This is a genomic window from Yersinia massiliensis (assembly GCF_003048255.1).
GTDB classification, from domain to species: Bacteria; Pseudomonadota; Gammaproteobacteria; order Enterobacterales; family Enterobacteriaceae; genus Yersinia; species Yersinia massiliensis_A.
Genome location: NZ_CP028487.1, coordinates 1,064,631 through 1,089,525, shown reverse-complemented (window position 1 = coordinate 1,089,525; position 24,895 = coordinate 1,064,631). Strand labels below are relative to the sequence as shown.

Below are 24,895 nucleotides of genomic sequence, written 5' to 3'. Positions count from 1 at the left end.
TTTATTGCCCATTGCTTTGCCATTCAGCAAAACTAATTTCCAGACTATTCTTATCATCTGAAAGCCAGATAGTCCCTTCTTGCAGCGTAGCTTGCAATGACATATTTCGATTAGACAACGCTGCCAACTTTGCCATTTGTTCATCATCGAGGAAACGCACTTGAAGATTGCGGTACCCTGATAACCTCTCCTGAACTTGTGGCCACCACACTTTAGCGGCCCGTTCACTATAGGCATACAAAACAACTTGCTGCGATTGATTGCAGGCTTTTCGTAGCCGTTTTTCTTCTGGAAGCCCTAACTCTACCCAAAGCTCAATGCCATTATGATCATTGTGACGCCAGATCTCCGGCTCATCGTCAGCACTCAACCCTTTGGTAAATTGCAAACGTTCGTCAGCATGACAAATCCATGCTAATAAGCGTAGCATCATGCGCTGGTCGGTTTCAGAAGGGTGTTGCGCTATCGTCAGGTTAACATCCTGAAAAAAATTACGATCCATATCCGCGATATTAACAACAGCTTTATGGATGGTTGCTTTTAGTGCCATGGGTGACCTCTTAAATATCTGACGCACAGTGTACTTGATCAGGTCTGCCAGCAGCCAGCCAACCATGTGTAAAGAGAGCTATTAATGGTATCAATACAAGAAATAAACCTTATATAGCACTCTAATATCTCCATCACTCCTGTGCTATAGTCCTTATAAGTTCAGAGTTTATCTTCGTAGGTTGACGGTGTGGCGTATCCACTGAGAATCTACTGGGTTAAACTTTTCCAGGAGGATTATTGTGCAACAATACTGTGAATTAGTACGCCGTTTTTATGCCGAAATAGGAAGTGGTGATCTTGGTTACGTGCCAGACGCCCTGCGTTGTGTATTGAAAGCATTGGACGAAGTTGCGGCTAACGACGCACTCCCGTCCTCCGTTAGGGAACAGGCGGCCTTTGCCGCCGCTAACTTATTGGTGAGCGATTATGTCGATGAGTGAAGAGTATCAACCCATCAATTGTGATGACTACGATAATCTGGAGCTCGCCTGCCAACATCACCTGATACTGACGTTGAAGTTGAGAGGCGGTGAGATCGTAGAGGGTAAAGCTAGCGATCTGCTGCTGAGAAAAAAGGTCGAATACCTGATTGTTGAACAAGACGGCGCTATGCGCGAGTTACGTCTGGACCATATCGCCAGTTTCAGTCACCCCGAAATTGGGACTGTCGTGGTAAGTGCCTCATAATTCCCTCGCTTTATATGGGCCGCTGAAAAGCGGCCCTAATGTTTCAGCCGTACTCAGTTCCAGACTGACGCGTTATGGCTTTAGACTGGCTGACTATGGCTTTAAACTGGCATAGTAAGCGGCCAGATCAGAAAAATCCTCGTCAGATAAATTAGCGACATAAGCACGCATCACTTCAGCTTGCCCCCCTGTACGCCCACCTTTTTTATATGCCGCTAAGGATTGCTCCAAATACATCGCATTTTGCCCCGCTAAATTGGGATACATTGGCACTGATACTTTGCCATTCATACCATGGCATGCCACACAACTGGCAGACTTTGCTCGCCCTGCTTCGATGTCATTTTTTGCGAGTACTGAAAAACTGCACAATCCCAGTAACACTAACGTACTGACGATTAATTTCATCATTGCTCCTCACTCAATATCCTTCAAATTGCAGGTTGCTAGGTGACTCTGATTTGCCACTTTCCTGCACCGTACGTCGTACTTATTATTTATTTTAATTCCCCATTAGCCCAATTCAGGTACCAACAGGTCTCACCTTCTTTCGCTTGGCCGGCCTGAGTCACAAAGACGCCAGCGGCAGCAATCAATTGTTCGCCGAAATAGAGTAATGGTATACGCTCCCGCTGCCATGGCGGAATCCCCAGCTCCTGCCATATCTTCTTAGCTGGGCGAGAATGATGCCGCCCAACAATTCTTATGTCCCCTCGTAGTCCAAAACCGATACTGACTTCATCGCCGACAGTTGGCGGCCTAATGGCTTGGCTGCCGCTGGATAAAAAGCGCAAAACGCCCAAATTAGCAGGTAAGACCAACGGTTCTGGCGGTACATCTGTATTTTGAACTATCACCCAAGGTAAATGCTGCACATTAATCTCATCTAGCACAGGTACAAGATACAGATATTGCCGGAACCGACGAACCTGGTAAGCGCCGAGCGTTAACTGTGGTTCTGCATCCTGCCTAGCCATGGCAACCTCCAGCCACAAGCGCTGCAATTGGCTATACGATGGCATTGCGGCTCCCTGTCCGGCAAGCCAACGGCGCAATAATGCTGACCGTTTTGCTTCTGAGGCCTGCGATAGCCCTTCAATCGATATCGCACCATGGGGCGTTTTCAGTTGTTGCAGATTATCTGCAAGCAGTTCGTCCAGTAACTGTTCCTGTTCAGCACATAAACTCGCGCTACGTGCTGTCGCTTGAGCAAAATGTGGCCAGCGCTGATTGAGCAATGGCAGAACGTTTAACCTCAGGAAATTGCGATCAAAGCGATCATCCTGATTGCTGTCATCTTCAATCCACTGTAATAGATGCGTTCGAGCATAACTTTCGAGAATTTGACGCGAGAAACCCAGTAAAGGTCGCAGCAACTGGCTATGAGCAAAGGGCATCTTAGCGGCCATTGCTGATAGTCCCGCAGGGCCACTGCCCCGTTTAAGCGCAAGCAAAAATGTCTCGCATTGATCATCCAAATGCTGGGCCGTGAGTAATATTTCATCAGATGCCAAATGGGAAGAAAATGCTTGATAGCGGGCTGTTCTGGCGGCTGCCTCAATACCATTATGGCGGGGATCAATGTTCACTCGCACTACGACGAGCGGAATTTGCCATTGTTCACATTGCTGTTGGCAATGCTTTACCCACTCATCTGCTAACGGATTTAAGCCGTGATGAATGTGTATAGCACGTATTTTTAACTCAGGGATAAGTTGGTCGCGTATACAGACCAATAAATGCAGCAATACGCTGGAATCTAAACCACCGCTGAACCCTACCAAAAAATGACGATGCTTCCCCAACTGAGCGAACACGGGGTTAAGTAAAATATTTGGTATGGCTGGGGTAGCGTTCATGTTATTCCGGCATCAACTCATAGAGTTCCAGCGGTAAGCCATCTGGATCATTAAAGAAAGTAAAACGTGATTGAGTATAAGGGTCAATGCGTATCACTTCGCAAATAACACCAGCAGCCTCTAATTCACTGACCGCCAGTTCAATGTCATCAACCTGAAAAGCCAAATGTCGCAAGCCGCAGGCTTCCGGACGACTTGGACGAGGTGCGGGTTTAGGGAATGAGAATAATTCGATGGTGTAGTGACCTTTTAGGGCGAGATCCGCTTTCCAAGAATCACGTTCTTCACGATAAACCTCACTGATCAGGCTGAAGCCCAGCACTTCACAGTAGAATTTTTTGCTGGCCTGATAATCTGAGCCAATAATTGCGATATGGTGAATCTGACGAATTGCTAGCATGTGCCACTCCGACTTAAAGATCAATTCGCGTAGGCGATTTTGCTTAGCTTGATAAAAAAATCCGGAGGCCAGCTCCGGATTTTCCAACTACGATGACATTACCGAATGAATAAAATCAGCAATAGCCGTAGTTCATCAAACGCTGATAACGACGATTCAGTAGCTCTTCGTCATTCAGTACATCTAGATCACTAAGATCTGCCAGCAGTTGCGCTTTCAATGAAGCGGCAATCGCTAAATAATCACGGTGTGCACCACCTAAAGGCTCAGGAATGACTGAATCAATCATTTTCAGCTCTTTCAAGCGATGTGCAGTAATACCCATCGCTTCGGCAGCTAACGGTGCTTTGTCGGCGCTTTTCCACAAAATGGATGCACAGCCTTCTGGAGAGATAACTGAATAAGTGCTGTATTGCAGCATATTCACTTTATCACCAACACCGATGGCTAATGCGCCACCAGAACCACCTTCACCGATAACGGTACACACGATAGGCACATTCAAGCGTGACATCTCGCGTAAGTTACGTGCGATGGCTTCGGATTGGCCTCGTTCTTCTGCTCCCACGCCCGGATAAGCCCCAGGGGTGTCAATGAAGGTAATAATTGGCAGCTTAAAGCGCTCTGCCATTTCCATCAAACGCAGTGCCTTGCGATAGCCTTCTGGCGCAGGCATCCCAAAGTTACGACGGATCTTCTCTTTGGTTTCGCGACCTTTTTGATGACCAATGATCATCACTGGGCGACCATCCAGACGAGCAAGCCCACCTACGATGGCTTTATCGTCGGCATAAGCGCGATCACCAGCCAGTTCTTCGAAATCGGTAAAAATATTAGCGATATAATCCAGGGTATAAGGACGACGCGGATGGCGTGCCAGTTGGGCAATCTGCCATGCGCCAAGGTCCGAGAAAATTTTCCGCGTCAGCTCAAGGCTTTTATCTCGTAGACGCTGGACCTCTTCATCCAGATTAATATCTAATTTTTCGTCTTGACGGCTGACTGCAGTCAGCGAGTCAATTTTCGCTTCCAGCTCTGCAATCGGCTGTTCAAAATCAAGAAAATTAAGACTCATAGCATTCCTATTTTAGTCAAATTCCAGTTCCACCTGCTCATTACCTACCAGCGTTCGCAAATCTATCAATAAGCGATCGGTGGGCGTCACGCGCCATGTGGCTCCAAACCGTAGCCGAGCGCGAGCATCTTCCCGTTGGTAATAAAGATGCACTGGGATCGTCCCCGCTCGATGGGGTTCCAACGATTGACGGAGACGGTTCAAAAGCTGGTCATCAATTTGCCTGTCGGTCAGCGATATAGCAAGCCCACGGGCATATTTTTCACGAGCTTCACTGATGTCCATTAACTCACGGGCAGTCATTTTAAGTCCACCACTAAAGTCATCAAAGCTGACCTGTCCAGTGGCTATCAGGATACGGTCTTTTTCCAATAAATGCTGATATTTTTCCAACGCATCGGTGAATAACATCACCTCTAGACGCCCAGAACGGTCATCTAACGTACAAATACCAATTCTATTCCCGCGCTTAGTTAACATCACCCTAGCAGCGATAACCAACCCCACTGCTGTGGTCATTTTGCCCCGATCCGTCGGATGCATATCTTTCAAACGCTGCCCACCGGCATAACGTTCTATTTCCTTAAGATATTGAGTAATCGGGTGACCCGTTAGATACAGCCCCAACGTTTCCCGTTCACCGTCCAAGACGATTTGTGCCTGCCACGGCGGCACATTAGCATAAGATTGTTCAACCTGCTCAGGTGCATCAGCCAGTACTCCGAACATATCTGCCTGACCAATAGCTTCGGCTTTAGCATGCTGGTCTGCGGCTTTTAAGGCTTCCCCCAACGAACTCATCAGTGCGGCACGGTGCGGTCCTAAGCGGTCGAATGCACCGGACATAATCAGTTTTTCTAGAATTCGACGATTGAGTTTTTTGGTATCAACTCTGGCACACAAATCAAAGAGCTCTTTGAAGTGGCCGCCCTCTTTACGGGCTTCCAGCATGGCTTCAATGGGCCCTTCGCCAACCCCTTTGATAGCGCCGATACCGTAAACGATTTCACCTTCATCATTCACATGGAAATGATATAACCCGCTGTTGATGTCTGGAGGCAAAATTTTCAGCCCCATACGCCAGCACTCATCAACCAAGCCAACTACTTTATCGGTATTATCCATATCGGCAGTCATGACGGCCGCCATAAATTCAGCCGGATAATGCGCTTTCAACCAAAGTGTCTGGTAAGAAACTAAAGCATAAGCAGCGGAGTGAGATTTGTTAAAACCATAACCGGCAAATTTCTCTACCAAGTCAAAAATTTTAATGGCCAGCTCACCGTTAACGCCCTGATTTTTTGCGCCATCTTCAAATACAGATCGCTGTTTAGCCATCTCCGCCGGATTCTTTTTACCCATCGCACGACGAAGCATATCTGCGCCACCGAGTGAGTAACCAGACAGAACCTGAGCAATCTGCATGACCTGTTCTTGATACAAGATAATGCCGTAGGTCGGTTCAAGTACGGGCTTCAGGGATTCATGTTGCCATTCAATATCCGGATAAGAGATTGCTTCACGCCCATGCTTACGGTCGATAAAGTTATCTACCATCCCCGATTGCAATGGGCCTGGTCGGAACAAGGCCACCAGTGCGATCATGTCTTCGAAACAGTCAGGCTTCAGCCGTTTGATAAGATCCTTCATGCCTCTGGATTCAAGCTGGAATACGGCCGTCGTTTCTGAACGTTGCAGCATATCGAAGCTTTTTTTATCTTCCAGCGGAATAGAGGCGATATCGATAGGCTCTAATCCAATCTTGGCACGACGAGCGTTTATCATCTCTAACGCCCAGTTAATGATAGTGAGCGTTCGCAAACCAAGGAAGTCAAACTTCACCAAGCCTGCGTATTCGACATCATTTTTATCAAACTGGGTGACAGGGTTATGACCTTCTGCATCGCAATAAAGCGGTGCAAAATCAGTAATTTTAGTCGGCGCGATAACCACACCACCAGCGTGTTTACCGGCGTTACGTGTTACCCCTTCCAGCTTACGCGCCATATCAATCAGCGCTCGAACCTCTTCATCGGCCTCATAGATTTCAGGCAACTGAGGTTCAGCGGCGAAAGCTTTTTCCAGCGTCATGCCTGGATCTGGTGGGACTAATTTGGATATTCGATCGACAAAACCATAGGGATGGCCCAGCACACGGCCCACATCGCGGATAACTGCTTTGGCCGCCATCGTACCAAAGGTAATGATCTGGGAAACCGCATCACGGCCATACATGTCCGCAACATGTTCAATCACCAGATCGCGTTTCTCCATGCAGAAGTCAACGTCGAAGTCGGGCATAGAAACACGTTCTGGGTTAAGAAAACGTTCGAACAGTAAATCAAATTCCAGCGGGTCAAGATCGGTAATTTTTAGCGCATAGGCAACGAGCGAACCCGCACCAGAGCCTCGCCCTGGCCCTACTGGTACGCCATTATCTTTAGACCACTGGATAAACTCCATGACGATCAAGAAGTAGCCGGGAAAACCCATCTGGTTGATAACTTTTAGTTCAATATCCAAACGCTCATCATATTCAGGGCGCTTTTGCGCTCGAACTTCAGGATCGGGAAATAAGAACTCCAACCGTTCTTCTAAACCTTGTTTGGATTTTTCAACCAAAAAATCTTCTGTACTCATCTCACCCGTTGGGAACTGTGGTAAGAAATACTCCCCAAGACGGATGGTCACATTACAACGTTTAGCTATTTCTACACTGTTGATCAGTGCCTCAGGAATATCCGCGAACAGCTCGCACATCTGCTCTTCGTCACGCATAAATTGCTGAGGGCTATAATTTTTGGGGCGCTTAGGATCGACCAATGTAAAGCCATCATGAATGGCAACACGAATCTCATGTGCGTCAAAATCTGATTCATCGATAAAGCGCACATCATTGGTTGCCACGACTGGCAGACCCTGTTCAGTCGCTAATGCTACAGCGGCATGCAGATAGTTTTCTTCATCTGGACGACCGGTGCGAATCAATTCTAAATAATAACTGTCAGGGAAATGTTCTTGATAAAACGCCAAGCACTGCTCAACTAGAGCCTGATTTCCACGCAAAATAAACTTGCCAACATCCCCCATCCGGCCACCAGAAAGCAGGATCAATCCGTCTCTGTGCTTAATCAACCAATCACGGTCAATAATAGGACCAGCAGCACCATAACCTCGTTGGTAAGCTTCGGAGATCAGCAAAGTCAGGTTTTGATAACCTTCGTTATTACGCGCCAGTACAGTAAGATGAGATAACTCATCCCCCAGCAGATCACTTTGTACGTAAAAATCTGCACCGATAATGGGCTTAATGCCAGCACCATGCGCGCTACCGTAGAATTTCACCAAGCCACAGAGGTTAGTAAAATCAGTGATGGCCAGAGCTGGCATGCCTAATGCTGCAGCTCTTTTCACCAAAGGTCCAATCTTGGCTAATCCATCAATCATGGAATAGTCACTGTGAACACGAAGGTGGATAAAACGAGGCTCGGCCATATCGAGGATACTCAAAATTAGTGGATGGAATCATGCCATCAGCAATTCATTGCTGAGAAATCATATCCAAATGCAATGAATATTAAGTTGCGCTTTACACCAAACCCAGCACACGTTTAACTGGGCCAAAACTACGGCGATGATGTTTTGTCGCACCGAAGGCAGACAATTTTTCCAGATGGACAGCGGTTGGATAACCTTTGTGCTGCGCAAAACCATATTCAGGAAAGACCTGGTCTAGTTCGGTCATTTCACGATCTCGGGTCACTTTAGCCAGAATCGAAGCAGCGCTAATTTCAGCTACTCGGCTATCACCTTTCACCACTGCTAACGATGGCATAGCCAATTTCGGGCAGCGATTCCCATCAATCAAGACATAATCAGGTGCGATATGAAGCCCTGCAACCGCTCTTTGCATCGCCAGCATCGTAGCATGCAATATATTCAGTTGGTCTATCTCTTCTGGTTCAGCACGACCAAGGCTCCATGATAGGGCCTTATCGGTAATTTCGTCATACAGTGATAAGCGACGCTTTTCACTCAATTTTTTCGAATCAGCTAGCCCAATGATGGGCCGCTTTGGGTCAAGAATCACGGCTGCGGTGACAACTGCGCCAACAAGAGGGCCACGGCCGACTTCGTCCACACCGGCAATGAGATTAGCTTGTGGGTAGATAAATATTTCCGTCATCGTCCAGCTAACTCCATGACTGCTTGCGCTGCCTGCTCATCAGCACCACAACGAATACTCTGATGCAAAATCAGAAAACGTGCTTTTAATGCTTCAACCGCTTCACCGCCTTGCAACAACGGCAACAATGCATCAGCCAATGCTTGCGGCTGACATTCTTGTTGCAGCAATTCCGTCACCAACTCTTCCCCTGCTAACAAGTTTGGTAATGATACATAGGGGGTTTTGACTAGACGTTCAGCCAACCAGAAAGTGAACGGTTTCATACGATAACCGACGACCATTGGGCATTTTGCCAGCATACATTCTAATGCAGCAGTACCGGATGCCAACAGTGTCGCATCGCTGGCTATCATTGCCGCGCGAGCATTACCGTCAAGTAAATGTACCGATAGATCAGGAGCAACCTCAGCTTTGATACGTTCAAACTGTTCACGTCGCTTGCTATTGACCAGAGGAACGAGGACTTCAAGCTCAGGCAGCTTTTGCTTGAGGAGGACAGCAGTACGCAGGAAATCACCACTAAGCATTTCAACTTCTGAGTGGCGGCTTCCGGGTAGTAAGGCTAAACAGGGCACATTTGGCGCAATGCCTAATTCAGCTCTTGCTGCTGGCTTATCTGGGGTTAATGGCATGGCGTCGGCCATGGTATGACCGATAAAGCGGCAAGGAACATTAAAACGATCGTAAAACGCTTTTTCAAAAGGAAGAAAAGCGAGCACCATATCAGTCGCTTTACCTATTTTGAAAACACGTTTTTGTCGCCAAGCCCATACTGATGGACTGACATAATGAATGGTACGAATACCACGTTGCTTCAAGCGCCCTTCTAGGGTGATATTAAAATCAGGCGCGTCAATGCCCACAAAAACATCAGGAGCCAACTCACTAAAACGTTGAGTTAGCTCTTTTCGGATTTTCAGCAACCGTGGCAAGCGTTCTAGCACTTCAACAACGCCCATCACTGCCAATTCTTCCATCTCAAACCAAGCTTCACATCCTTCAGCTTGCATCAGAGGCCCCGCAACGCCGACAAAGCGAGCATTAGGTACCTGAGCTTTCAGCGCACGAATTAATCCTGCACCTAAGATGTCGCCAGATGTTTCTCCAGCGACTAAACCTATCGTTAAAGGACGCTCGCCACTTGATGGACGATCTGCAACTAATGGGCTAATTTGCATAGATCAGCGAATAATGCCGCGAGTCGAACGAGCAAAGAAATCACTAAATGCTTGAACAGCTGGATATTGCTCCGCCAATTCAGCAATTTCAGGTTTCACTTCATCTAACGTTCTACCGCTGCGATACAGTAACTTGTAGGCATTGCGGATAGCATGAAGCGATTCTTTGTCGAAACCACGACGTTTCAGCCCTTCGATATTGATACCGAACGGTGTCGCGTGATTACCTTGTGCAATGACAAACGGAGGCACGTCTTGAGCAACGCCAGAACAACCACCCACCATAACATGCGCACCGATCACGCAGAATTGGTGAATGGCAGTCATACCACCGATAATGGCATAATCGTCAATTTCCACATGACCACCCAGCGTTGCATTATTCGCAAGAATGCAACGATTGCCGATAATACAGTCATGGGCAATATGGGCATTGATCATCAGTAAATTATCGCTGCCTACTTTCGTCAATTCCCCACCTTGCACCGTGCCACGATGGATAGAAACGCTTTCACGGATACGGTTACGATCACCGATCTCGACTCTAGTTGGCTCACCTGCATATTTCAGATCCTGATTTGCTTCACCAATAGAAGCAAATTGATAAATCTGATTATCGCAGCCGATTTTTGTTATTCCATTAACGACGACATGGGATTTCAGTTCCGTGCCAGCGCCGATTTCCACCTGGGATCCGACAAAGCAGAAGGGGCCAATACGAACGCCTGCGCCAATAACAGCGCCTTCTTCGACGATAGAACTTGGATGGATAACGGCCGTTTTGTCAATCACGTATCAGGACTCCTTTGCAACTACAGGTTCTGCTGGCGGTGTCGCGGGTTTGCTACGAGCACACATCATGGTAGCCGTACAAACAATCTCACCATCGACTTTGGCAACACCGGTAAAACGAGTCAAACCACGACGTTCTTTGACAAACTCAACTTCCATGATCATTTGATCACCAGGAACAACCGGACGCTTGAAGCGGGCTTCATCAATACCAGCAAAATAATAAAGCTCGCCAGGCTCAAGCTTACCACGGCTCTTAAACGCCAAAATCCCTGTAGCTTGTGCCATAGCTTCTAAAATCAGCACGCCAGGGAAAATAGGTTTGCCCGGAAAGTGGCCTTGGAAAAATGGCTCGTTGAAAGAGACGTTCTTCACTGCACGCAGAAATTTTCCTTCCTCAAAATCAAGGACACGATCTACCAGCAAGAACGGAAAACGGTGCGGGAGTAGATCCAAAATCTCTTCAATATGCAGAGTATGAGTGTCAGTAGTCAAAATACTCTTCCTGTCTAAAAAACTGATGCTATCAACAACACGGCCTGCACTGCCCCAAAAGGGAGGCATTAGGCAGGCCGCAAATTAGGAACTCTGTATACCCTTCAAGCTTGAAACTGCTGGAGCTAGCGCTACTTTTATACCCAAATACTCACTTCAAACACTCATATGAGGAAGTCTCGGGAATCATTCGCTTACAGCCGACCTGCAATATCCATTTCTTTGGGTATCTACTTTTGGCATCAACTGCCAATAGCTTAATTATTTGCTCAGAGTGTCTGGCTTGAGTGATTATTCTTTATCGATTTTACGCTCAATAGCTTTTAATCGCTTATTAATCCCATCAATATTCATCACTAAAGCAGCTGTCTTGCGCCAAACTTTATTCGGTTGTAGCGGAATACCGGAGGAGTATAACCCAGGTTCAGTGATTGGACGCATCACCATTCCCATTCCAGTCACAGTGACTTTGTCACAAATCTCCATGTGACCATTGATCACACTGGCCCCACCTATCATGCAATAACGGCCAATTTTCAGGCTGCCCGCCATGATAACACCACCCGCAACTGCGGTATTGTCGCCAATCACAACGTTATGTGCAATCTGACATTGGTTATCAATGATGACGCCATTACCAATTATCGTATTATCTAATGCACCACGGTCAATCGTTGTACAGGCACCAATCTCTACACGGTCACCAATATGCACAGAACCAAGCTGCGGGATTTTTATCCAGTTGCCACGATCATTTGCATAGCCAAAACCATCTGCACCAATGACCGTACCGGACTGAATCAGGCAATTTTGCCCAATCACAATTTCATGATAAACGGAAACATTGGCCCACAAACGGCTACCAGCGCCAATGTGAGTATCTTTACCAATAAAGCAGCCAGCACCGATAACAACGTTATCGCCCAGCACAACACCTGATTCTATCACTGCATTTGCGCCGACTGAGACATTCTCTCCCAGCGTTGCCTGCGAAGAAATCACCGCACTCGGGGCAATATCTTGCGCCGGTTGAGGTGTGGTATCCATTATTTGCGCCATACGTGCATAGGTTAAATACGGATTCTTAACCACAAGCGCCGCAGATTTACAAAAAGGTAAGTCAGCCTCAGTTAACACCACAGCACCTGCACGGCAAGTGGCGAGTTGTTCCTGATAACGGCTGTTTGACAAAAACGTGATTTGCTCAGGTTGGGCAGAATGCATAGAAGCGATGCCGGTGATGACAAGATCGCCATCACCGTGCACCTGTGCATCCAACTGCTGGGCTAAATCAGCCAGTCGAATTGAAGGCATGTTTTATTTAACCTGTTTCAGCACGTCAGCAGTAATGTCTTTTGAAGGGTCTGCGTATGCAACAGCATTCGCATCAATCACCACATCATAACCGCCTTTGCTAGCAACAGACTTAACAGCATCCTGAATACGGCTCAGAATTTTGTTACGTTCTTCCATCTGACGACGGCGATTGTCTTGCTCAAAAGCCTGAGCTTTCGTTGAGAAAGTTTCACGCTGTTTCATTACATCGTTTTCCAGCTTGGTACGATCGCTGGCTTTCATGGTAGAACCATCACGTTGCAGTCTCTGCATTTTAGTCTGCAGATCTTTTTCCATTCCTTGCAATTCGGTTGCACGGCCTTTGAATTCATTCTCCAGCTGCTTAGCTACGGTTTCACGCGCAGGTAATTGTTGGAAGATGCTGGAAACATTAACAATAGCAATCTTGTCAGCGGCTTGAACGCTGGCTGAAGCAGCCAATGCTAAACCAAGACCTGCGGCACACAACCACTTTTTCACTATAAACTCCTTACCATTACCCGTTTGTGTCAGAGACACCTTGAAGTGCACTTAATACTGAATAACACCTAAGATAGCGCCAGCCAGAGCCAACGCGGTCTTAGGTTATTTCAACTACCAGTGCTGTCTTTAAAATTCGGCCCTGCTTTACCTAACAATTACCAAGTTTTACCGATGTTAAACTGGAATTGTTCTGACTTATCACCTTCGTAATCTTTAACCGGTTTAGCATATGAGAACACTAGTGGCCCCAATGGAGACATCCATTGCAATGACACACCGGCAGACACACGAATATTACTCGCTTTACTATAATCAGGTATGCCAGCAGCACGTGTTGCTGCAGTATTTTCCCAATTAGTATCCCATACCGTACCGGAATCAATGAAGAATGAAGTCCGTATAGAGTTAGAGTATTTCTCACTAATAAACGGTGTCGGTGTAATCAGTTCTAAACTGGCCACCGCCATCGCGTTACCACCGACTGCATCGGTAGAGTTTCTGACAGTTCCATCAGTATTATAGTACGCCGCTTTTGGACCGATGTTATTTGATCGGAAACCACGCACAGAACTGGAACCACCCGCATAGAAGTTTTCGTAGAATGGCATCTCTTTAGAGCCGATACCGTCGCCATAACCCAAGCGACCACGGCCTAACAGCACCCACGAATGATCTTCATCTATCGGCTGATAAGCAGACGTATCAAACGTCACTTTATAGAACTCGTTATCAGAACCCGGCACAGTCACTTTAGTATTGACTGATGATTTAACACCCTTGGTTGGGAAGAAACCACGGTCAAGGTTGTTATATGTCCAACCCATATTCAGTGTGAAATCGTCTGCGGTGAAGCCTGCACGGTCAACTAGGTTAGGATCTTGACCAACAGAGTCAAGGTATCGCCACATAGCGACTTGCGGTTCCATATCTGACAGGTCGTTATGGACGTAACCTAAGCCAACACGCAAGGAGTTATACTCATTGATTGGGAAGCCTAAAGTACCATCAACACCATAACTACTGTTGGTATAGCCCGACAGGTCTGCATTATCTGCTTTAAAGTCATTATAGAAGATACGCCCACCCAGACTAACACCATCAACAGTGAAGTAAGGGTCAGTCAACGTAAATTCAGCATACGTCTGGTAGTCGTTTTTCGTGCCGTTAATACCGACAGTATTACCCGTACCTAACCAGTTTTCCTGCTGAACACCGACTTGGAAGCTCACACCACTTTCAGTACCGTAACCGATACCAAAGTTGAGGCTACCCGTATTTCGCTCTTTAACTTTGTAGGTAATGTCTACCTGATCAGGTGTTCCAGGAACACGTTGAGTTTCAACTTCAACGGTTTCAAAGTAGCCAAGGCGGTTCAAACGCTCTTTACCCGCTTCGACTTGATCATTCCCTAACCAGGCACCTTCCATCTGACGCATTTCACGGCGTAATACGGAATCCTTACTGGTGTCATTACCTTCGAAGCGAACATTACGGACATAGAAGCGGTTACCCGCATCGACATTGATATGCAGTTTCACTGTTTTATCAGCATCGTTAATTTCAGGCTGCGACACGACACGCGGATAAGCATAGCCATAACGGCCCAACATCTTCTTGATGTCATCTTCCATTCGCGTGACTTTACTGCCGTTAAACAGTTCACCCGGCTCAATCTGTACCAGCTTATCTGCCTCAGATTGGTGCCCTGCAAGATTACCGCTCACAACCACGCTATTAAGCTTGTATTGGTTGCCTTCGGTAATGTTGATGGTGATATAGATGCCTTTTTTGTCCGGCGTCAAACTGACCTGAGTCGAATCAATGTTGAATCGCGCATACCCACGATCCAAGTAGAAACTACGCAAGGTTTCAAGATCGCCAGCCAACTTCTGCTTCTGATATTTACGATCACCAACCACGTTCCACCACGGCACTTCATCCCGCAATTGGAAGCGAGAGATGAGCTCATCAGTTGTGAAACTGTGATTACCGACGATGTTGATCTGCTGAATTTTTGCAGAAACACCTTCAGTGAAGACTAATTTAAGATCGACACGGTTACGCGGCAGCGGTGTAACAACAGCCTTCACAGAAGCGCTGTATTTACCCACGCTGTAGTAGAAATCTTCGAGTCCTTTTTCAATGCTGGATATAGTGGTACGGTCCAGGGCTTCGCCAACCCGGACGCCAGAGGCTTCCAGATTCTGCTTGAGCATGTCATCTTTCACCGCTTTGTTACCGGAGAAAGTGATGCTGGCAATCGTTGGGCGTTCTTTGACTTGAACAATCAGCGTATCACCATCGCGCAGGACGCGAACGTCCTCGAAGTTGCCTGTAGCAAACAACGCGCGAATAGTATTACCGATGTCATCATCACTGACGGTATCGCCTACGCGAACCGGCATATTAAGTAACGCCGCACCGACGGCGACCCGTTGCAGGCCTTCGAAATGAATATCTTTCACCACGAACCCGTCTGCACCGTATACGGTGGCGCTGCCAAACAGCAGCGACGCTATGAGCAACTTTTTCATCGCCATCGTTGTTATGCGTTCTTCCTAACCTATCCCCTGCCGTTAAAGACGGGAGAAATCATTGAAAAGTGCAAGCCCCATTAATAACACCAGCAAAATAGAGCCAATGCGATAACTGAAGTCTTGTACTCGCTCAGAAACCGGCCCACCCTTGAGCTTCTCTATCGCCAGGAAGAGCAGATGTCCACCATCTAATACCGGTAACGGGAACAGATTGATAATCCCCAAGTTGACACTGATTAGCGCCAAAAACATCAGGTAATACACCAACCCGTACTCAGCTGATACTCCAGCGCCTTGTGCAATAGATATCGGGCCACTCAAGTTATTCAGTTTAACATCACCAGTAATCAGTTTACCCAACATGCTTACCGTCAACCGCATCAACTGCCAGGTTTTATCCCCAGCTTGATAGAGTGCGGTAAACGGGCCATATTGGCGAATCGTTCTATACTCATCCGGAAGCGGTATCACTTTCGGTACTACACCCGCAAAACCTTCACTGCGGTTTTCTCCAACCGATTTTGTATCTGGAATCAAGGTTAAAGACAAGGGGGTACTTCCCCTTTCAATATCTAAAACCAGCGGTTTACCGGGATTATCACGAACCTGTAAAACAAAAGTCTGCCACCGATCCAGTGCTTGACCGCCAACTTTAACGATCCTATCCCCTGCTTGTAAACCTGCCTTTTGCGCCGCTGACCCAGATTGTACTTCAGCCAGAACAGATTCTATCTGCGGGCCCCGGGGAATTATACCCAGTGCAACAACAGGATCTTGCTTGTCTGGTTCAAATTGCCACTGCCGTAAGTCCAGCGTCTTTTGCACGATGTTGCTAGAACCTGATACCTCATGACCAGTAGTGAATGGCGCAACGCCAACTTGCGTTTGTTGATCACCAATTTTACTGATTAGTGCCAAACGAACAGAATCCCAGTCAGGCGTTTCGATACCATCTACCGACTTAAGTTCCATTCCTGGAGAAATATTAGCTTGTGCAGCAATGGATTGTGGCGAAATATCACCCACGACAGGACGCACACTTGGCACACCAATGATGAACACTAGCCAGTAAGCAATAATAGCAAAAAGGAAGTTAGCAATAGGACCCGCGCTGACGATTGCCGCACGTTGCAAAACAGTTTTATTGTTAAAAGATTGATGGCGAAATTCTGGCGCAACAGCTTCTACGCGCTCATCCAACATCTTAACATAGCCGCCTAGAGGGATCAGGGCGATGACATATTCAGTGCCCTGACGATCAGTCCGACGCCATAAAGCTTTGCCAAAACCAATCGAAAAGCGTTCTACGCGGACACCACAACGCCGTGCCACCCAAAAGTGGCCGAATTCATGCACGGTGATTAAGATCCCCAGTGCGATAATAAACGCGGCCAGGCTCCAGAGTATGCTCATCATATTCCCTAAACTCCCCGTCAGTGACGGATTAAAACACTAACAGCATTAAGCAGGCAAATACCGGCACAGCTGCGGTCAGGCTATCGATACGATCCAGTATCCCACCATGACCAGGAATCAAATGACCACTGTCTTTGATTCCCGCTTCACGTTTAAACATACTTTCGGTCAAATCGCCGAGTACCGAGGCCAATGCTGCGACCACGGAACAGATTAACAGTTTTTCAGGGATGATATCTAACGGTGCATATCGGCCAAACAGCCATGATATCAGAGCCGATGTCAGTAAACCGCCAATTAATCCTTCCCATGTTTTACCTGGTGAGACTTTAGGCGCTAATTTATGTTTACCGAATAGCTTACCGAACATATAAGCGCCAGAATCAGCTCCCCAGACCAAAAGCATTACGTATAACAGCCACCAAGCCCCAATATTATGGTGCTGGTCATAGCCATACTGGCGTAGTGCCACCATCCCCCAGAAAAATGGGACAATGGTCAGAATACCGAAAATGATACGTAAGAGACGCGAATCGCGCCAGAATGCAGCGGAACGTGGATAAGTCAGCACCAATAGCAATGCAGCGAGCCACCACCCCATAGAGAGCCAGAGTGGAACGCTAACTTGCGGAAGATGAACTGAATGCTGATAAGCCGGGAGACTTAGCAACATCAAGACAAGTAGGAAACCACAGAGTATCGCTAACCAGATACGCTGAGAACGACTGGCAAATCCAGCTAATTGCCCCCACTCCCAAGCTGCGAGCATACAGACGAAGAGAGTGACAATAGCAAAGCCAACCGGCGGAAGCAGGAACAGTGCACCAATGACAACTGGAATCAAAATCAAAGCAGTTATGAGACGATACTTCAGCAAAAGTTCCCCCTAGGATGCCGTGGCATCGATAGGTGTAGTTCCCCCGAAGCGACGCTCGCGTTGAGCAAATGCATTCAGCGCACCTTCAAAGACATGTTCATCAAAATCAGGCCAGAGTACATCAGTAAAGTAAAGTTCAGCATAGGCAATTTGCCACAACAAGAAATTACTGATGCGATGTTCACCACCGGTTCTGATCACTAAATCCACCTCAGATTGCTCATGTAGGCAGATATGCGAGTTTAGCGATTCTTCATTGATATCTGTGGGTTGCAGCTCCCCTCGCTGTACTTGTTCAGCGATATGGCGCACGCCCTGAATAATATCCCAACGCCCACCATAATTGGCAGCAATGTTAAGTTTCAGACCGTCATTATTGACTGTAAGCGCTTCTGAGCGACGGATCCGTTGTTGCAAACGTTCACTAAACCGACTGATATCACCAATAACCGATAAACGAACATTATGTTTATGCAGGCTTTTGACTTCGCTGTCCAGTGCACGAACAAAAAGCTCCATTAAAGCGGTGACTTCCTGAGCAGGACGATTCCAGTTTTCACTACTGAAAGCATAAAGTGTGAGTGCATCTAGATGATGGGTGGCAGCAAAACTTACCGCACGCCGAACCGATTTCACACCTGCTTTATGACCGAAAACCCTTAATTTTCCGCGATTTTTAGCCCATCGCCCATTACCATCCATAATGATTGCAACATGGCGTGGCATCAGGGGGGACAAACTAGTCCTATCTTCATTTACAGACGACATAATGCGGACTCATTTCCTCAAAAATCAATTGTTCGTCCCGAACATTAGGCAGCAAATGCACAAAAAAAGCCGTGTACCAAGTCACGGCTTCTTAAGTGACAGCCAAAATAGACGGCTTAAATACTTATTGGGCCACTAATCAACAGTCTATCTCTCTATCGACGGTGCAGACTATATCATCTCAGCCTTGCCCTAACAAATTCCCAAATCAGATAGCAATTCTGAATTATTCAATTTTGCGATAGCTTGGGCCGCTGTTGTGCGGGCTTTGCGATCAATCACCAGTACCTCATCAACACTAGAGGGTTCCGGTAACGATAAATGCTCGACTACTGCTCGATTAACAACTGCGATATCAGTAAAACGAATCTGCGAATCTAAAAATGCCATGACTGACACTTCGTTCGCGGCATTCAACGCTGTCGTTGCGGCCTGCCCTGCATTACATGCATCAATGGCCAGTTTCAGACACGGATATCGTAGATAATCCGGTGTAGCAAAGGTCAGCTCGCTTATTTTGCAAAAATCCAACGATGCTACACCTGAATTAACGCGCTTCGGATACGCCATCGCATGTGCAATAGGTGTACGCATATCTGGTGTACCCATTTGCGCGAGCACACTACCATCATGATAGCGTACCATCGAATGAATGACCGATTGAGGATGCAAAATGACTTCTATTTGTTGTGCGCTAGCATTAAATAACCAGCGAGCTTCAATATACTCTAGCCCTTTATTCATCATTGTTGCAGAGTCGACTGAAATTTTACGGCCCATAGACCAGTTTGGATGAGCACAAGCTTGATCTGGCGTGACATCTGCAAATTGCGACAACGGAATTTCGCGTAATGGCCCGCCAGAACCCGTCAGAATGATACTCGAAACGCCATTATCACTCAGTGAAGAATAGCCCAATTGGCGCTGAATTTTTTCAGGTAAACTCTGAAAAATAGCATTATGCTCACTGTCGATTGGCAACAGTTGTGCTTTGCTATTTTTTACTTCATCCATAAACAGTTTGCCGCAAGTAATCAGAGATTCTTTGTTAGCTAGTAAGACCTGTTTACCCGCACGAATAGCAGCCAGTGTAGAAGATAACCCCGCCACACCAACAATCGCGGCCATCACCTGATCAACATCATCTAACGCAGCCAACTCACAGGCAGCTTTTTCCCCCGAGAGCACCTCAGTTTTTGAGCCGTTCTCAGCTAAAAGCAGGCGCAATGCTTTAGCAGCTGTTTCATCACTCATTGCAGCATAACGGGGAGCGAATTCGAGGCATTGCCGAGCCATCTGCTCGACATTTCGACCTGCAACTAATGCAGTGATATTGAATAATTCAGGATTAGCTCGCACAACAGCTAATGTACTGTTGCCGATAGAACCAGTAGAACCAAGAATAGTCAGTTGCTTCATGAGAGTACTCTGAATAACTGTTTTTGTGATAGGCGAGGCGTCCACCATCCTGCAAGACAGGCGGTATTATTCATCTCCTCCAACCCAATTTTTTGGTGCTGTAAGACAAATGACAGATTAGCAGATAATATAATTAGCCGATATTATGTTGATTTGATGAAACTTTTAATCGATTGAAAATATTGATTCTGCTAAAAACAAAGCGCCCCCTAAGCGGCGCTTTATCATTCTGGATCAGGATTAGAAATCCATTAATTCAGCTTCTTTAGCAGCCAACGCTGTATCAACTTTTTTGATAAAGGCATCAGTCAGCTTTTGTACATCGTCTTGAGAACGGCGGTCTTCATCTTCGCTAATCTCTTTGTCTTTCAACAGCGCTTTTACTTTTTCGTTAGCATCGCGGCGCACGTTACGAATTGAGACACGACCTTGCTCTGCCTCTGCACGAACAACTTTGATGAGGTCTTTACGGCGCTCTTCAGTCAACGCTGGCAATGGAACACGGATTACGGTACCAGCAGAAGAAGGATTTAGGCCCAAATCAGACGTCATAATTGCTTTCTCAACGGCAGCGCTAAGGCTACGGTCAAAAACAGTCAAAGCCAGAGTGCGAGAGTCTTCAACAACGATGTTAGCCAACTGACGTAATGGCGTAGCAGTGCCATAGTACTCAACCTGAATGCCATCAAGAATACTTGGAGAGGCACGACCGGTACGAATCTTGCTGATATGGTTCTGGAAGGCTTCAAAGCACTTTTCCATGCGCACTTCAGCGTCTTTTCTAATTTCGTTAATCACGTTGTTAACCCTTGAAAACTGGTTACTTGGCAGGCCATAGCTTCAGTATAGCCGGTGAATATACAAACCAACAGTTGCTGACTGAAGGGGCAAATTTTTAAACGAAACACCCCTAGCCATTCGAGCACCTGCTTATTTAACGATTGATGTCACTTCTTTGGTGATCAACGTCCCTTCATTCTCACCCATCACCACGCGACGCAGTGCACCAGGCTTATTCATGTTAAAGACGCGAATAGGTAGATTATGATCACGTGCCAAAGTGAAGGCCGCCAGATCCATAACTTTAAGCTCACGCTCTAAAACATCCTGATAGGTTAACTGTTCATACAGTGTTGCGTCAGGATTTTTCACCGGATCTGCGGAGTAGACCCCATCAACTTTGGTGGCTTTCAACACCACATCAGCTTCGATTTCAATACCACGCAGACATGCAGCAGAATCCGTCGTAAAGAATGGATTACCCGTACCGGCGGCAAAAATGACCACACGGTTATGACGCAGTAAGCTGATGGCTTCAGCCCAGCTGTAATTATCACACACGCCATTCAATGGAATAGCTGACATCAAGCGAGCGTTCACATAGGCACGATGCAGTGCATCTCGCATTGCCAGGCCATTCATTACAGTAGCCAGCATTCCCATGTGGTCGCCCACAACGCGGTTCATCCCTGCCTGTGCCAAACCGGCACCGCGGAATAAGTTACCACCGCCAATGACCACACCGACCTGAATGCCCAATTCGACAAGCTCTTTAACTTCTTGAGCCATGCGATCCAAAACGCTTGCGTCGATACCAAAACCTTCTGCACCTTGCAGGGCTTCGCCACTAAGCTTAAGCAGGATACGCTGATATACGGGTTTTGCATTGGTTGCCATGGTGTTCTGTCCTAGCAGCAGTAGTAATATGAGGGAGACTTGTCCGTCAGGCATTCAACACAATTCTATGCGTCAAAACTGATCGAAATAAATTCTGTGTGAATAAAATGGAACCGCCTATTGGCGGCCCCATTTTTAGCATTAAGACTGTTTGCTCATTGCTGCAACTTCAGCAGCAAAGTCAGTCTCAGCTTTCTCAATGCCTTCACCTACTTCAAAGCGAACGAAGTTGACAACGTCAGCTTTGTTTTCTTTCAGCAGATCGCCAACAGTTTTGCTTGGGTCCATAACGAAGTTCTGACCAGTCAAAGAAACTTCGCCGGTGAACTTACGCATACGGCCTTCAACCATCTTCTCAGCAATTTCACGTGGTTTGCCGGATTCGATAGCGATATCCAACTGGATTTGGTGCTCACGAGCAACAACTTCAGCAGGCACATCTTCTGGCTTAACATATTCAGGCTTGCTTGCAGCGATGTGCATAGCAATGTGCTTAACCAGCTCTTCATCAGCGCCAGTTGCAGCAACCATAACGCCGATGCGTGCACCGTGCAGATATGTACCCAGAACATCGCCTTCCAGTGCAGCAATACGACGAATATTGATATTTTCGCCGATTTTAGCAACTAGGTTTGCACGTTGTTCTTCAAACTTAGCTTTCAACGCTTCGATATCGGTGATTTTGTCAGCCAGCGCTGCGTTAACCACTTCTTCGCCAAATGCTTTAAAGCCAGCATCTTTAGCAACGAAGTCAGTTTCACAGTTCAGTTCCAGAATCACACCGAATTTACCGTCGGTTGAAACTTTAGCCAGAATGATACCTTCAGCAGCGATACGGCCTGCTTTCTTGGCAGCTTTAGCCTGACCAGATTTACGCATATTGTCGATGGCAAGCTCGATGTCGCCGTTAGCTTCAACCAACGCCTTTTTACATTCCATCATGCCTGCGGCAGTACGCTCACGCAGTTCTTTTACCAAAGCAGCGGTAATAGCAACCATTTCAATTTCCTCGGTTCTCTTGTGAAGACAAGATCTCACATTAGATACGCAAAGGGGGCCTATAAAAGGCCCCCTAACCAACATTTTTCAATACCTGGTTAATAAGGGCTCCTGCGAGCCTGACTTATTATTCAGCTTCTACGAAGCTTTCTTCCGCTTGAACGGCCAGATCTTGAGAACGACCTTCATTGACAGCAGTAGCAACAGAGCTCAGGTACAGTTTTACTGCACGGATTGCATCGTCGTTACCTGGGATGATGAAGTCAACGCCATCTGGATCGGAGTTAGTATCAACGATAGAGAATACCGGGATACCCAGGTTGTTAGCTTCTTTGATAGCGATGTGTTCGTGGTCAGCATCAACAACAAACAGAGCGTCTGGTAAGCCGCCCATGTCCTTGATACCGCCCAAGCTGTTTTCCAACTTGTTCAGTTCACGAGTACGCATCAGCGCTTCTTTTTTAGTCAGCTTGTCAAAAGTGCCGTCTTGAGACTGGATTTCCAAATCTTTCAAACGTTTGATGGACTGACGAACAGTTTTCCAGTTAGTCAGCATCCCGCCCAACCAGCGATGGTTCACGAAGAACTGGTCGCAGTTGTTGGCAGCTTCTTTTACCGCTTCGCTTGCTGCGCGTTTAGTTCCAACGAACAAGATCTTACCTTTACGGGAAGAGATCTTTTTCAACTCAGCCAGAGCTTCGTTGAACATTGGAACAGTCTTTTCCAGGTTGATGATGTGAACTTTGTTACGTGCGCCGAAGATGAAAGGCTTCATTTTCGGGTTCCAGTAACGGGTTTGGTGACCAAAGTGAACACCGGCCTGGAGCATATCGCGCATGGAAACAGTTGCCATGATTAAAACCTCTATAGTATCAGTTGGGGTTATGCCTCCACGTATCCCATAACGCCGACCCCACAAGCAATTGATAATCATCAAAAACTTTAGGGCACCCCGGCGTATGTGTCGACACGTGTGTGTTATTTACACATATGAGTGCGTTTGGTATTACTCAGCTGAATCACACATTTGCCACTAGCACATGACTAAGAACGTAGTGCGATTCGCCGGCGCGCTTTATACCATAAACAGCCACAATACACCAACTTTTGTTGCATATAGTGCCGCCACTGCAAACGAAAGTTTGGCAGCAAATTGCAGGGCTGATACCATTAGCGCCAGATTTTTTATGAATCGACATTCACCTGTTTTTTCTACAACTATTTTTTCTACAATTATGCCCCGATAATTTAGCGTGGCAGGCCGGTAGCGCTCTCACCCCCTGCGATAGCAACAACGATGAAGGGTATAATTAATAACGGCGGCTGATACATACAGCCCCCACGGACACTTTGCATGGCAATCTCAATCAAAACACCTGAAGACATTCAAAAAATGCGCGTTGCTGGCCGCTTGGCTGCTGAGGTGCTGGAAATCATTGAACCTCATGTAAAACCAGGGGTCAGTACCGGCGAGCTTGATCGTATCTGTCACGACCATATCACCAACCACCAGCAAGCTATTTCTGCCTGCTTGGGGTACCACGGTTATCCAAAATCAGTTTGTATCTCAGTGAATGAAGTCATCTGCCACGGTATCCCAAGTGATGAAAAAATCCTGAAAGATGGCGATATCGTCAATATCGACGTTACCGTGATTAAAGATGGCTTTCATGGCGACACCTCCAAAATGTTCATCGTCGGCAAACCAACTATTTTGGGCGAACGCCTGTGCCGCGTGACACAAGAGAGCCTCTATTTGGCCATCAAGATGGTCAAACCAGGTATCCGCCTGCGCACGCTGGGTAAAGCTATCCAGCAGTTTGTTGAAGCAGAGAACTTCTCTGTGGTGCGTGAGTATTGTGGTCACGGTATTGGCGAAGGCTTCCATGAAGAGCCTCAAGTTCTGCACTACGATGCAGATGATGGTGGAGTGGTCTTGCAAACCGGTATGGCGTTCACGATTGAACCCATGGTGAATGCTGGGGATTACCGAATTCGCACCATGAAAGACGGCTGGACGGTAAAAACTAAAGATCGCAGCTTGTCGGCACAGTATGAGCATACTATTGTGGTAACGGATAACGGCTGCGAAATAATGACGTTGCGAAAGGATGACACTATTCCCAACATCATAACGCACGAGTAATGATGACAAGC

Annotated in this window: 24 protein-coding genes; 3 read left to right on the top strand and 21 right to left on the bottom strand. The window is 46.9% G+C overall.

What is annotated here, in order from left to right:
• Position 1 precedes the first annotated feature (1 nt).
• Positions 2-550, bottom strand: a complete 549-nt coding sequence (locus tag DA391_RS04955; RefSeq protein WP_108087419.1) for a YaeQ family protein — start codon at positions 548-550, stop codon at positions 2-4.
• 241 nt (positions 551-791) lie between these two features.
• Between DA391_RS04955 and DA391_RS04950 the strand changes: the two genes are divergently transcribed.
• Together DA391_RS04950 and rof are read left to right on the top strand one after the other, a co-directional pair.
• Complete coding sequence (locus DA391_RS04950) at positions 792-992, top strand: YaeP family protein (RefSeq protein ID WP_019211526.1); 201 nt, start codon at positions 792-794, stop codon at positions 990-992.
• Positions 979-1,239 (top strand): Rho-binding antiterminator, encoded by a 261-nt coding sequence (rof, locus tag DA391_RS04945; protein ID WP_019211527.1) that lies wholly within the window; start codon positions 979-981, stop codon positions 1,237-1,239. The genes DA391_RS04950 and rof overlap by 14 nt, the downstream gene beginning before the upstream one ends.
• A 93-nt stretch (positions 1,240-1,332) precedes the next feature.
• Here rof and DA391_RS04940 read toward each other — a convergent pair whose 3' ends face one another.
• From DA391_RS04940 to rpsB, 20 genes are all read right to left on the bottom strand, one after another.
• A complete protein-coding gene (locus tag DA391_RS04940) occupies positions 1,333-1,650 on the bottom strand; it encodes a c-type cytochrome (RefSeq protein ID WP_050082322.1) in 318 nt (105 codons plus the stop codon).
• An 86-nt stretch (positions 1,651-1,736) separates the two neighbouring features.
• On the bottom strand, positions 1,737-3,098 hold the full coding sequence (gene tilS, locus DA391_RS04935) for a tRNA lysidine(34) synthetase TilS (RefSeq protein ID WP_050082321.1): 1,362 nt from the start codon (positions 3,096-3,098) through the stop codon (positions 1,737-1,739).
• A 1-nt stretch (position 3,099) separates the two neighbouring features.
• Positions 3,100-3,498 (bottom strand): VOC family protein, encoded by a 399-nt coding sequence (locus tag DA391_RS04930; RefSeq protein WP_050082320.1) that lies wholly within the window; start codon positions 3,496-3,498, stop codon positions 3,100-3,102.
• 115 nt (positions 3,499-3,613) lie between these two features.
• A complete protein-coding gene (gene accA / locus DA391_RS04925; protein ID WP_050082319.1) occupies positions 3,614-4,573 on the bottom strand; it encodes an acetyl-CoA carboxylase carboxyl transferase subunit alpha in 960 nt (319 codons plus the stop codon).
• A gap of 12 nt (positions 4,574-4,585) precedes the next feature.
• A complete protein-coding gene (dnaE, locus tag DA391_RS04920) occupies positions 4,586-8,068 on the bottom strand; it encodes a DNA polymerase III subunit alpha (RefSeq protein WP_050873801.1) in 3,483 nt (1,160 codons plus the stop codon).
• A 94-nt stretch (positions 8,069-8,162) separates the two neighbouring features.
• Positions 8,163-8,759: a ribonuclease HII gene (rnhB, locus tag DA391_RS04915; protein WP_049606001.1), complete on the bottom strand. Its 597-nt coding sequence runs from the start codon at positions 8,757-8,759 to the stop codon at positions 8,163-8,165.
• A complete protein-coding gene (gene lpxB / locus DA391_RS04910) occupies positions 8,756-9,940 on the bottom strand; it encodes a lipid-A-disaccharide synthase (RefSeq protein ID WP_050286483.1) in 1,185 nt (394 codons plus the stop codon). The genes rnhB and lpxB overlap by 4 nt, the downstream gene beginning before the upstream one ends.
• Positions 9,941-9,943: 3 nt before the next feature.
• On the bottom strand, positions 9,944-10,732 hold the full coding sequence (lpxA, locus tag DA391_RS04905; protein WP_019211534.1) for an acyl-ACP--UDP-N-acetylglucosamine O-acyltransferase: 789 nt from the start codon (positions 10,730-10,732) through the stop codon (positions 9,944-9,946).
• A gap of 3 nt (positions 10,733-10,735) precedes the next feature.
• The gene (fabZ, locus tag DA391_RS04900) at positions 10,736-11,227 is read right to left on the bottom strand and encodes a 3-hydroxyacyl-ACP dehydratase FabZ (protein ID WP_004874503.1); all 492 of its coding nucleotides are present in this window, start codon (positions 11,225-11,227) and stop codon (positions 10,736-10,738) included.
• 291 nt (positions 11,228-11,518) lie between these two features.
• Positions 11,519-12,541: a UDP-3-O-(3-hydroxymyristoyl)glucosamine N-acyltransferase gene (lpxD, locus tag DA391_RS04895; protein WP_050082315.1), complete on the bottom strand. Its 1,023-nt coding sequence runs from the start codon at positions 12,539-12,541 to the stop codon at positions 11,519-11,521.
• A gap of 3 nt (positions 12,542-12,544) precedes the next feature.
• Positions 12,545-13,042: a molecular chaperone Skp gene (gene skp / locus DA391_RS04890; RefSeq protein WP_019211536.1), complete on the bottom strand. Its 498-nt coding sequence runs from the start codon at positions 13,040-13,042 to the stop codon at positions 12,545-12,547.
• A 158-nt stretch (positions 13,043-13,200) separates the two neighbouring features.
• Positions 13,201-15,585 (bottom strand): outer membrane protein assembly factor BamA, encoded by a 2,385-nt coding sequence (gene bamA, locus DA391_RS04885; RefSeq protein ID WP_019211537.1) that lies wholly within the window; start codon positions 15,583-15,585, stop codon positions 13,201-13,203.
• Positions 15,586-15,621: 36 nt separating this feature from the next.
• A complete protein-coding gene (gene rseP / locus DA391_RS04880; protein WP_050082313.1) occupies positions 15,622-16,998 on the bottom strand; it encodes a sigma E protease regulator RseP in 1,377 nt (458 codons plus the stop codon).
• A gap of 28 nt (positions 16,999-17,026) precedes the next feature.
• Positions 17,027-17,875 (bottom strand): phosphatidate cytidylyltransferase, encoded by an 849-nt coding sequence (gene cdsA, locus DA391_RS04875; RefSeq protein ID WP_108087418.1) that lies wholly within the window; start codon positions 17,873-17,875, stop codon positions 17,027-17,029.
• A gap of 9 nt (positions 17,876-17,884) precedes the next feature.
• Positions 17,885-18,643, bottom strand: coding sequence for a (2E,6E)-farnesyl-diphosphate-specific ditrans,polycis-undecaprenyl-diphosphate synthase (gene ispU / locus DA391_RS04870; RefSeq protein WP_050082309.1), 759 nt, complete (start codon positions 18,641-18,643; stop codon positions 17,885-17,887).
• Positions 18,644-18,835: 192 nt separating this feature from the next.
• Positions 18,836-20,062: a 1-deoxy-D-xylulose-5-phosphate reductoisomerase gene (ispC, locus tag DA391_RS04865; protein ID WP_050286495.1), complete on the bottom strand. Its 1,227-nt coding sequence runs from the start codon at positions 20,060-20,062 to the stop codon at positions 18,836-18,838.
• A gap of 240 nt (positions 20,063-20,302) precedes the next feature.
• Entirely contained in the window at positions 20,303-20,860 is a 558-nt protein-coding gene (frr, locus tag DA391_RS04860) for a ribosome recycling factor (RefSeq protein WP_019211542.1), read from the bottom strand.
• A gap of 132 nt (positions 20,861-20,992) precedes the next feature.
• Positions 20,993-21,739, bottom strand: a complete 747-nt coding sequence (gene pyrH, locus DA391_RS04855) for a UMP kinase (protein ID WP_050082308.1) — start codon at positions 21,737-21,739, stop codon at positions 20,993-20,995.
• Between the two features lie 141 nt (positions 21,740-21,880).
• Positions 21,881-22,738 carry a translation elongation factor Ts gene (gene tsf, locus DA391_RS04850; RefSeq protein ID WP_050286481.1) on the bottom strand — a complete coding sequence of 286 codons (858 nt, stop codon included), beginning with the start codon at positions 22,736-22,738 and terminating at the stop codon, positions 21,881-21,883.
• 127 nt (positions 22,739-22,865) lie between these two features.
• Positions 22,866-23,591, bottom strand: a complete 726-nt coding sequence (rpsB, locus tag DA391_RS04845) for a 30S ribosomal protein S2 (protein ID WP_019211544.1) — start codon at positions 23,589-23,591, stop codon at positions 22,866-22,868.
• Between the two features lie 501 nt (positions 23,592-24,092).
• On the opposite strand from rpsB, the gene map reads away from it, so the two are divergent.
• Positions 24,093-24,884 carry a type I methionyl aminopeptidase gene (gene map, locus DA391_RS04835; RefSeq protein ID WP_019211545.1) on the top strand — a complete coding sequence of 264 codons (792 nt, stop codon included), beginning with the start codon at positions 24,093-24,095 and terminating at the stop codon, positions 24,882-24,884.
• Positions 24,885-24,895 lie beyond the last annotated feature (11 nt).

Coding starts and splice junctions, on each gene's coding strand:
- DA391_RS04955 (WP_108087419.1), bottom strand. CDS start 550: ATGGCACTAAAAGCAACCATCCATAAAGCTGTTGTTAATATCGCGGAT.
- rof (WP_019211527.1), top strand. CDS start 979: ATGTCGATGAGTGAAGAGTATCAACCCATCAATTGTGATGACTACGAT.
- DA391_RS04940 (WP_050082322.1), bottom strand. CDS start 1,650: ATGATGAAATTAATCGTCAGTACGTTAGTGTTACTGGGATTGTGCAGT.
- tilS (WP_050082321.1), bottom strand. CDS start 3,098: ATGAACGCTACCCCAGCCATACCAAATATTTTACTTAACCCCGTGTTC.
- DA391_RS04930 (WP_050082320.1), bottom strand. CDS start 3,498: ATGCTAGCAATTCGTCAGATTCACCATATCGCAATTATTGGCTCAGAT.
- accA (WP_050082319.1), bottom strand. CDS start 4,573: ATGAGTCTTAATTTTCTTGATTTTGAACAGCCGATTGCAGAGCTGGAA.
- dnaE (WP_050873801.1), bottom strand. CDS start 8,068: ATGGCCGAGCCTCGTTTTATCCACCTTCGTGTTCACAGTGACTATTCC.
- rnhB (WP_049606001.1), bottom strand. CDS start 8,759: ATGACGGAAATATTTATCTACCCACAAGCTAATCTCATTGCCGGTGTG.
- lpxB (WP_050286483.1), bottom strand. CDS start 9,940: ATGCAAATTAGCCCATTAGTTGCAGATCGTCCATCAAGTGGCGAGCGT.
- lpxD (WP_050082315.1), bottom strand. CDS start 12,541: ATGCCTTCAATTCGACTGGCTGATTTAGCCCAGCAGTTGGATGCACAG.
- bamA (WP_019211537.1), bottom strand. CDS start 15,585: ATGGCGATGAAAAAGTTGCTCATAGCGTCGCTGCTGTTTGGCAGCGCC.
- rseP (WP_050082313.1), bottom strand. CDS start 16,998: ATGATGAGCATACTCTGGAGCCTGGCCGCGTTTATTATCGCACTGGGG.
- ispU (WP_050082309.1), bottom strand. CDS start 18,643: ATGTCGTCTGTAAATGAAGATAGGACTAGTTTGTCCCCCCTGATGCCA.
- ispC (WP_050286495.1), bottom strand. CDS start 20,062: ATGAAGCAACTGACTATTCTTGGTTCTACTGGTTCTATCGGCAACAGT.
- pyrH (WP_050082308.1), bottom strand. CDS start 21,739: ATGGCAACCAATGCAAAACCCGTATATCAGCGTATCCTGCTTAAGCTT.
- tsf (WP_050286481.1), bottom strand. CDS start 22,738: ATGGTTGCTATTACCGCTGCTTTGGTAAAAGAACTGCGTGAGCGTACT.
- rpsB (WP_019211544.1), bottom strand. CDS start 23,591: ATGGCAACTGTTTCCATGCGCGATATGCTCCAGGCCGGTGTTCACTTT.
- map (WP_019211545.1), top strand. CDS start 24,093: ATGGCAATCTCAATCAAAACACCTGAAGACATTCAAAAAATGCGCGTT.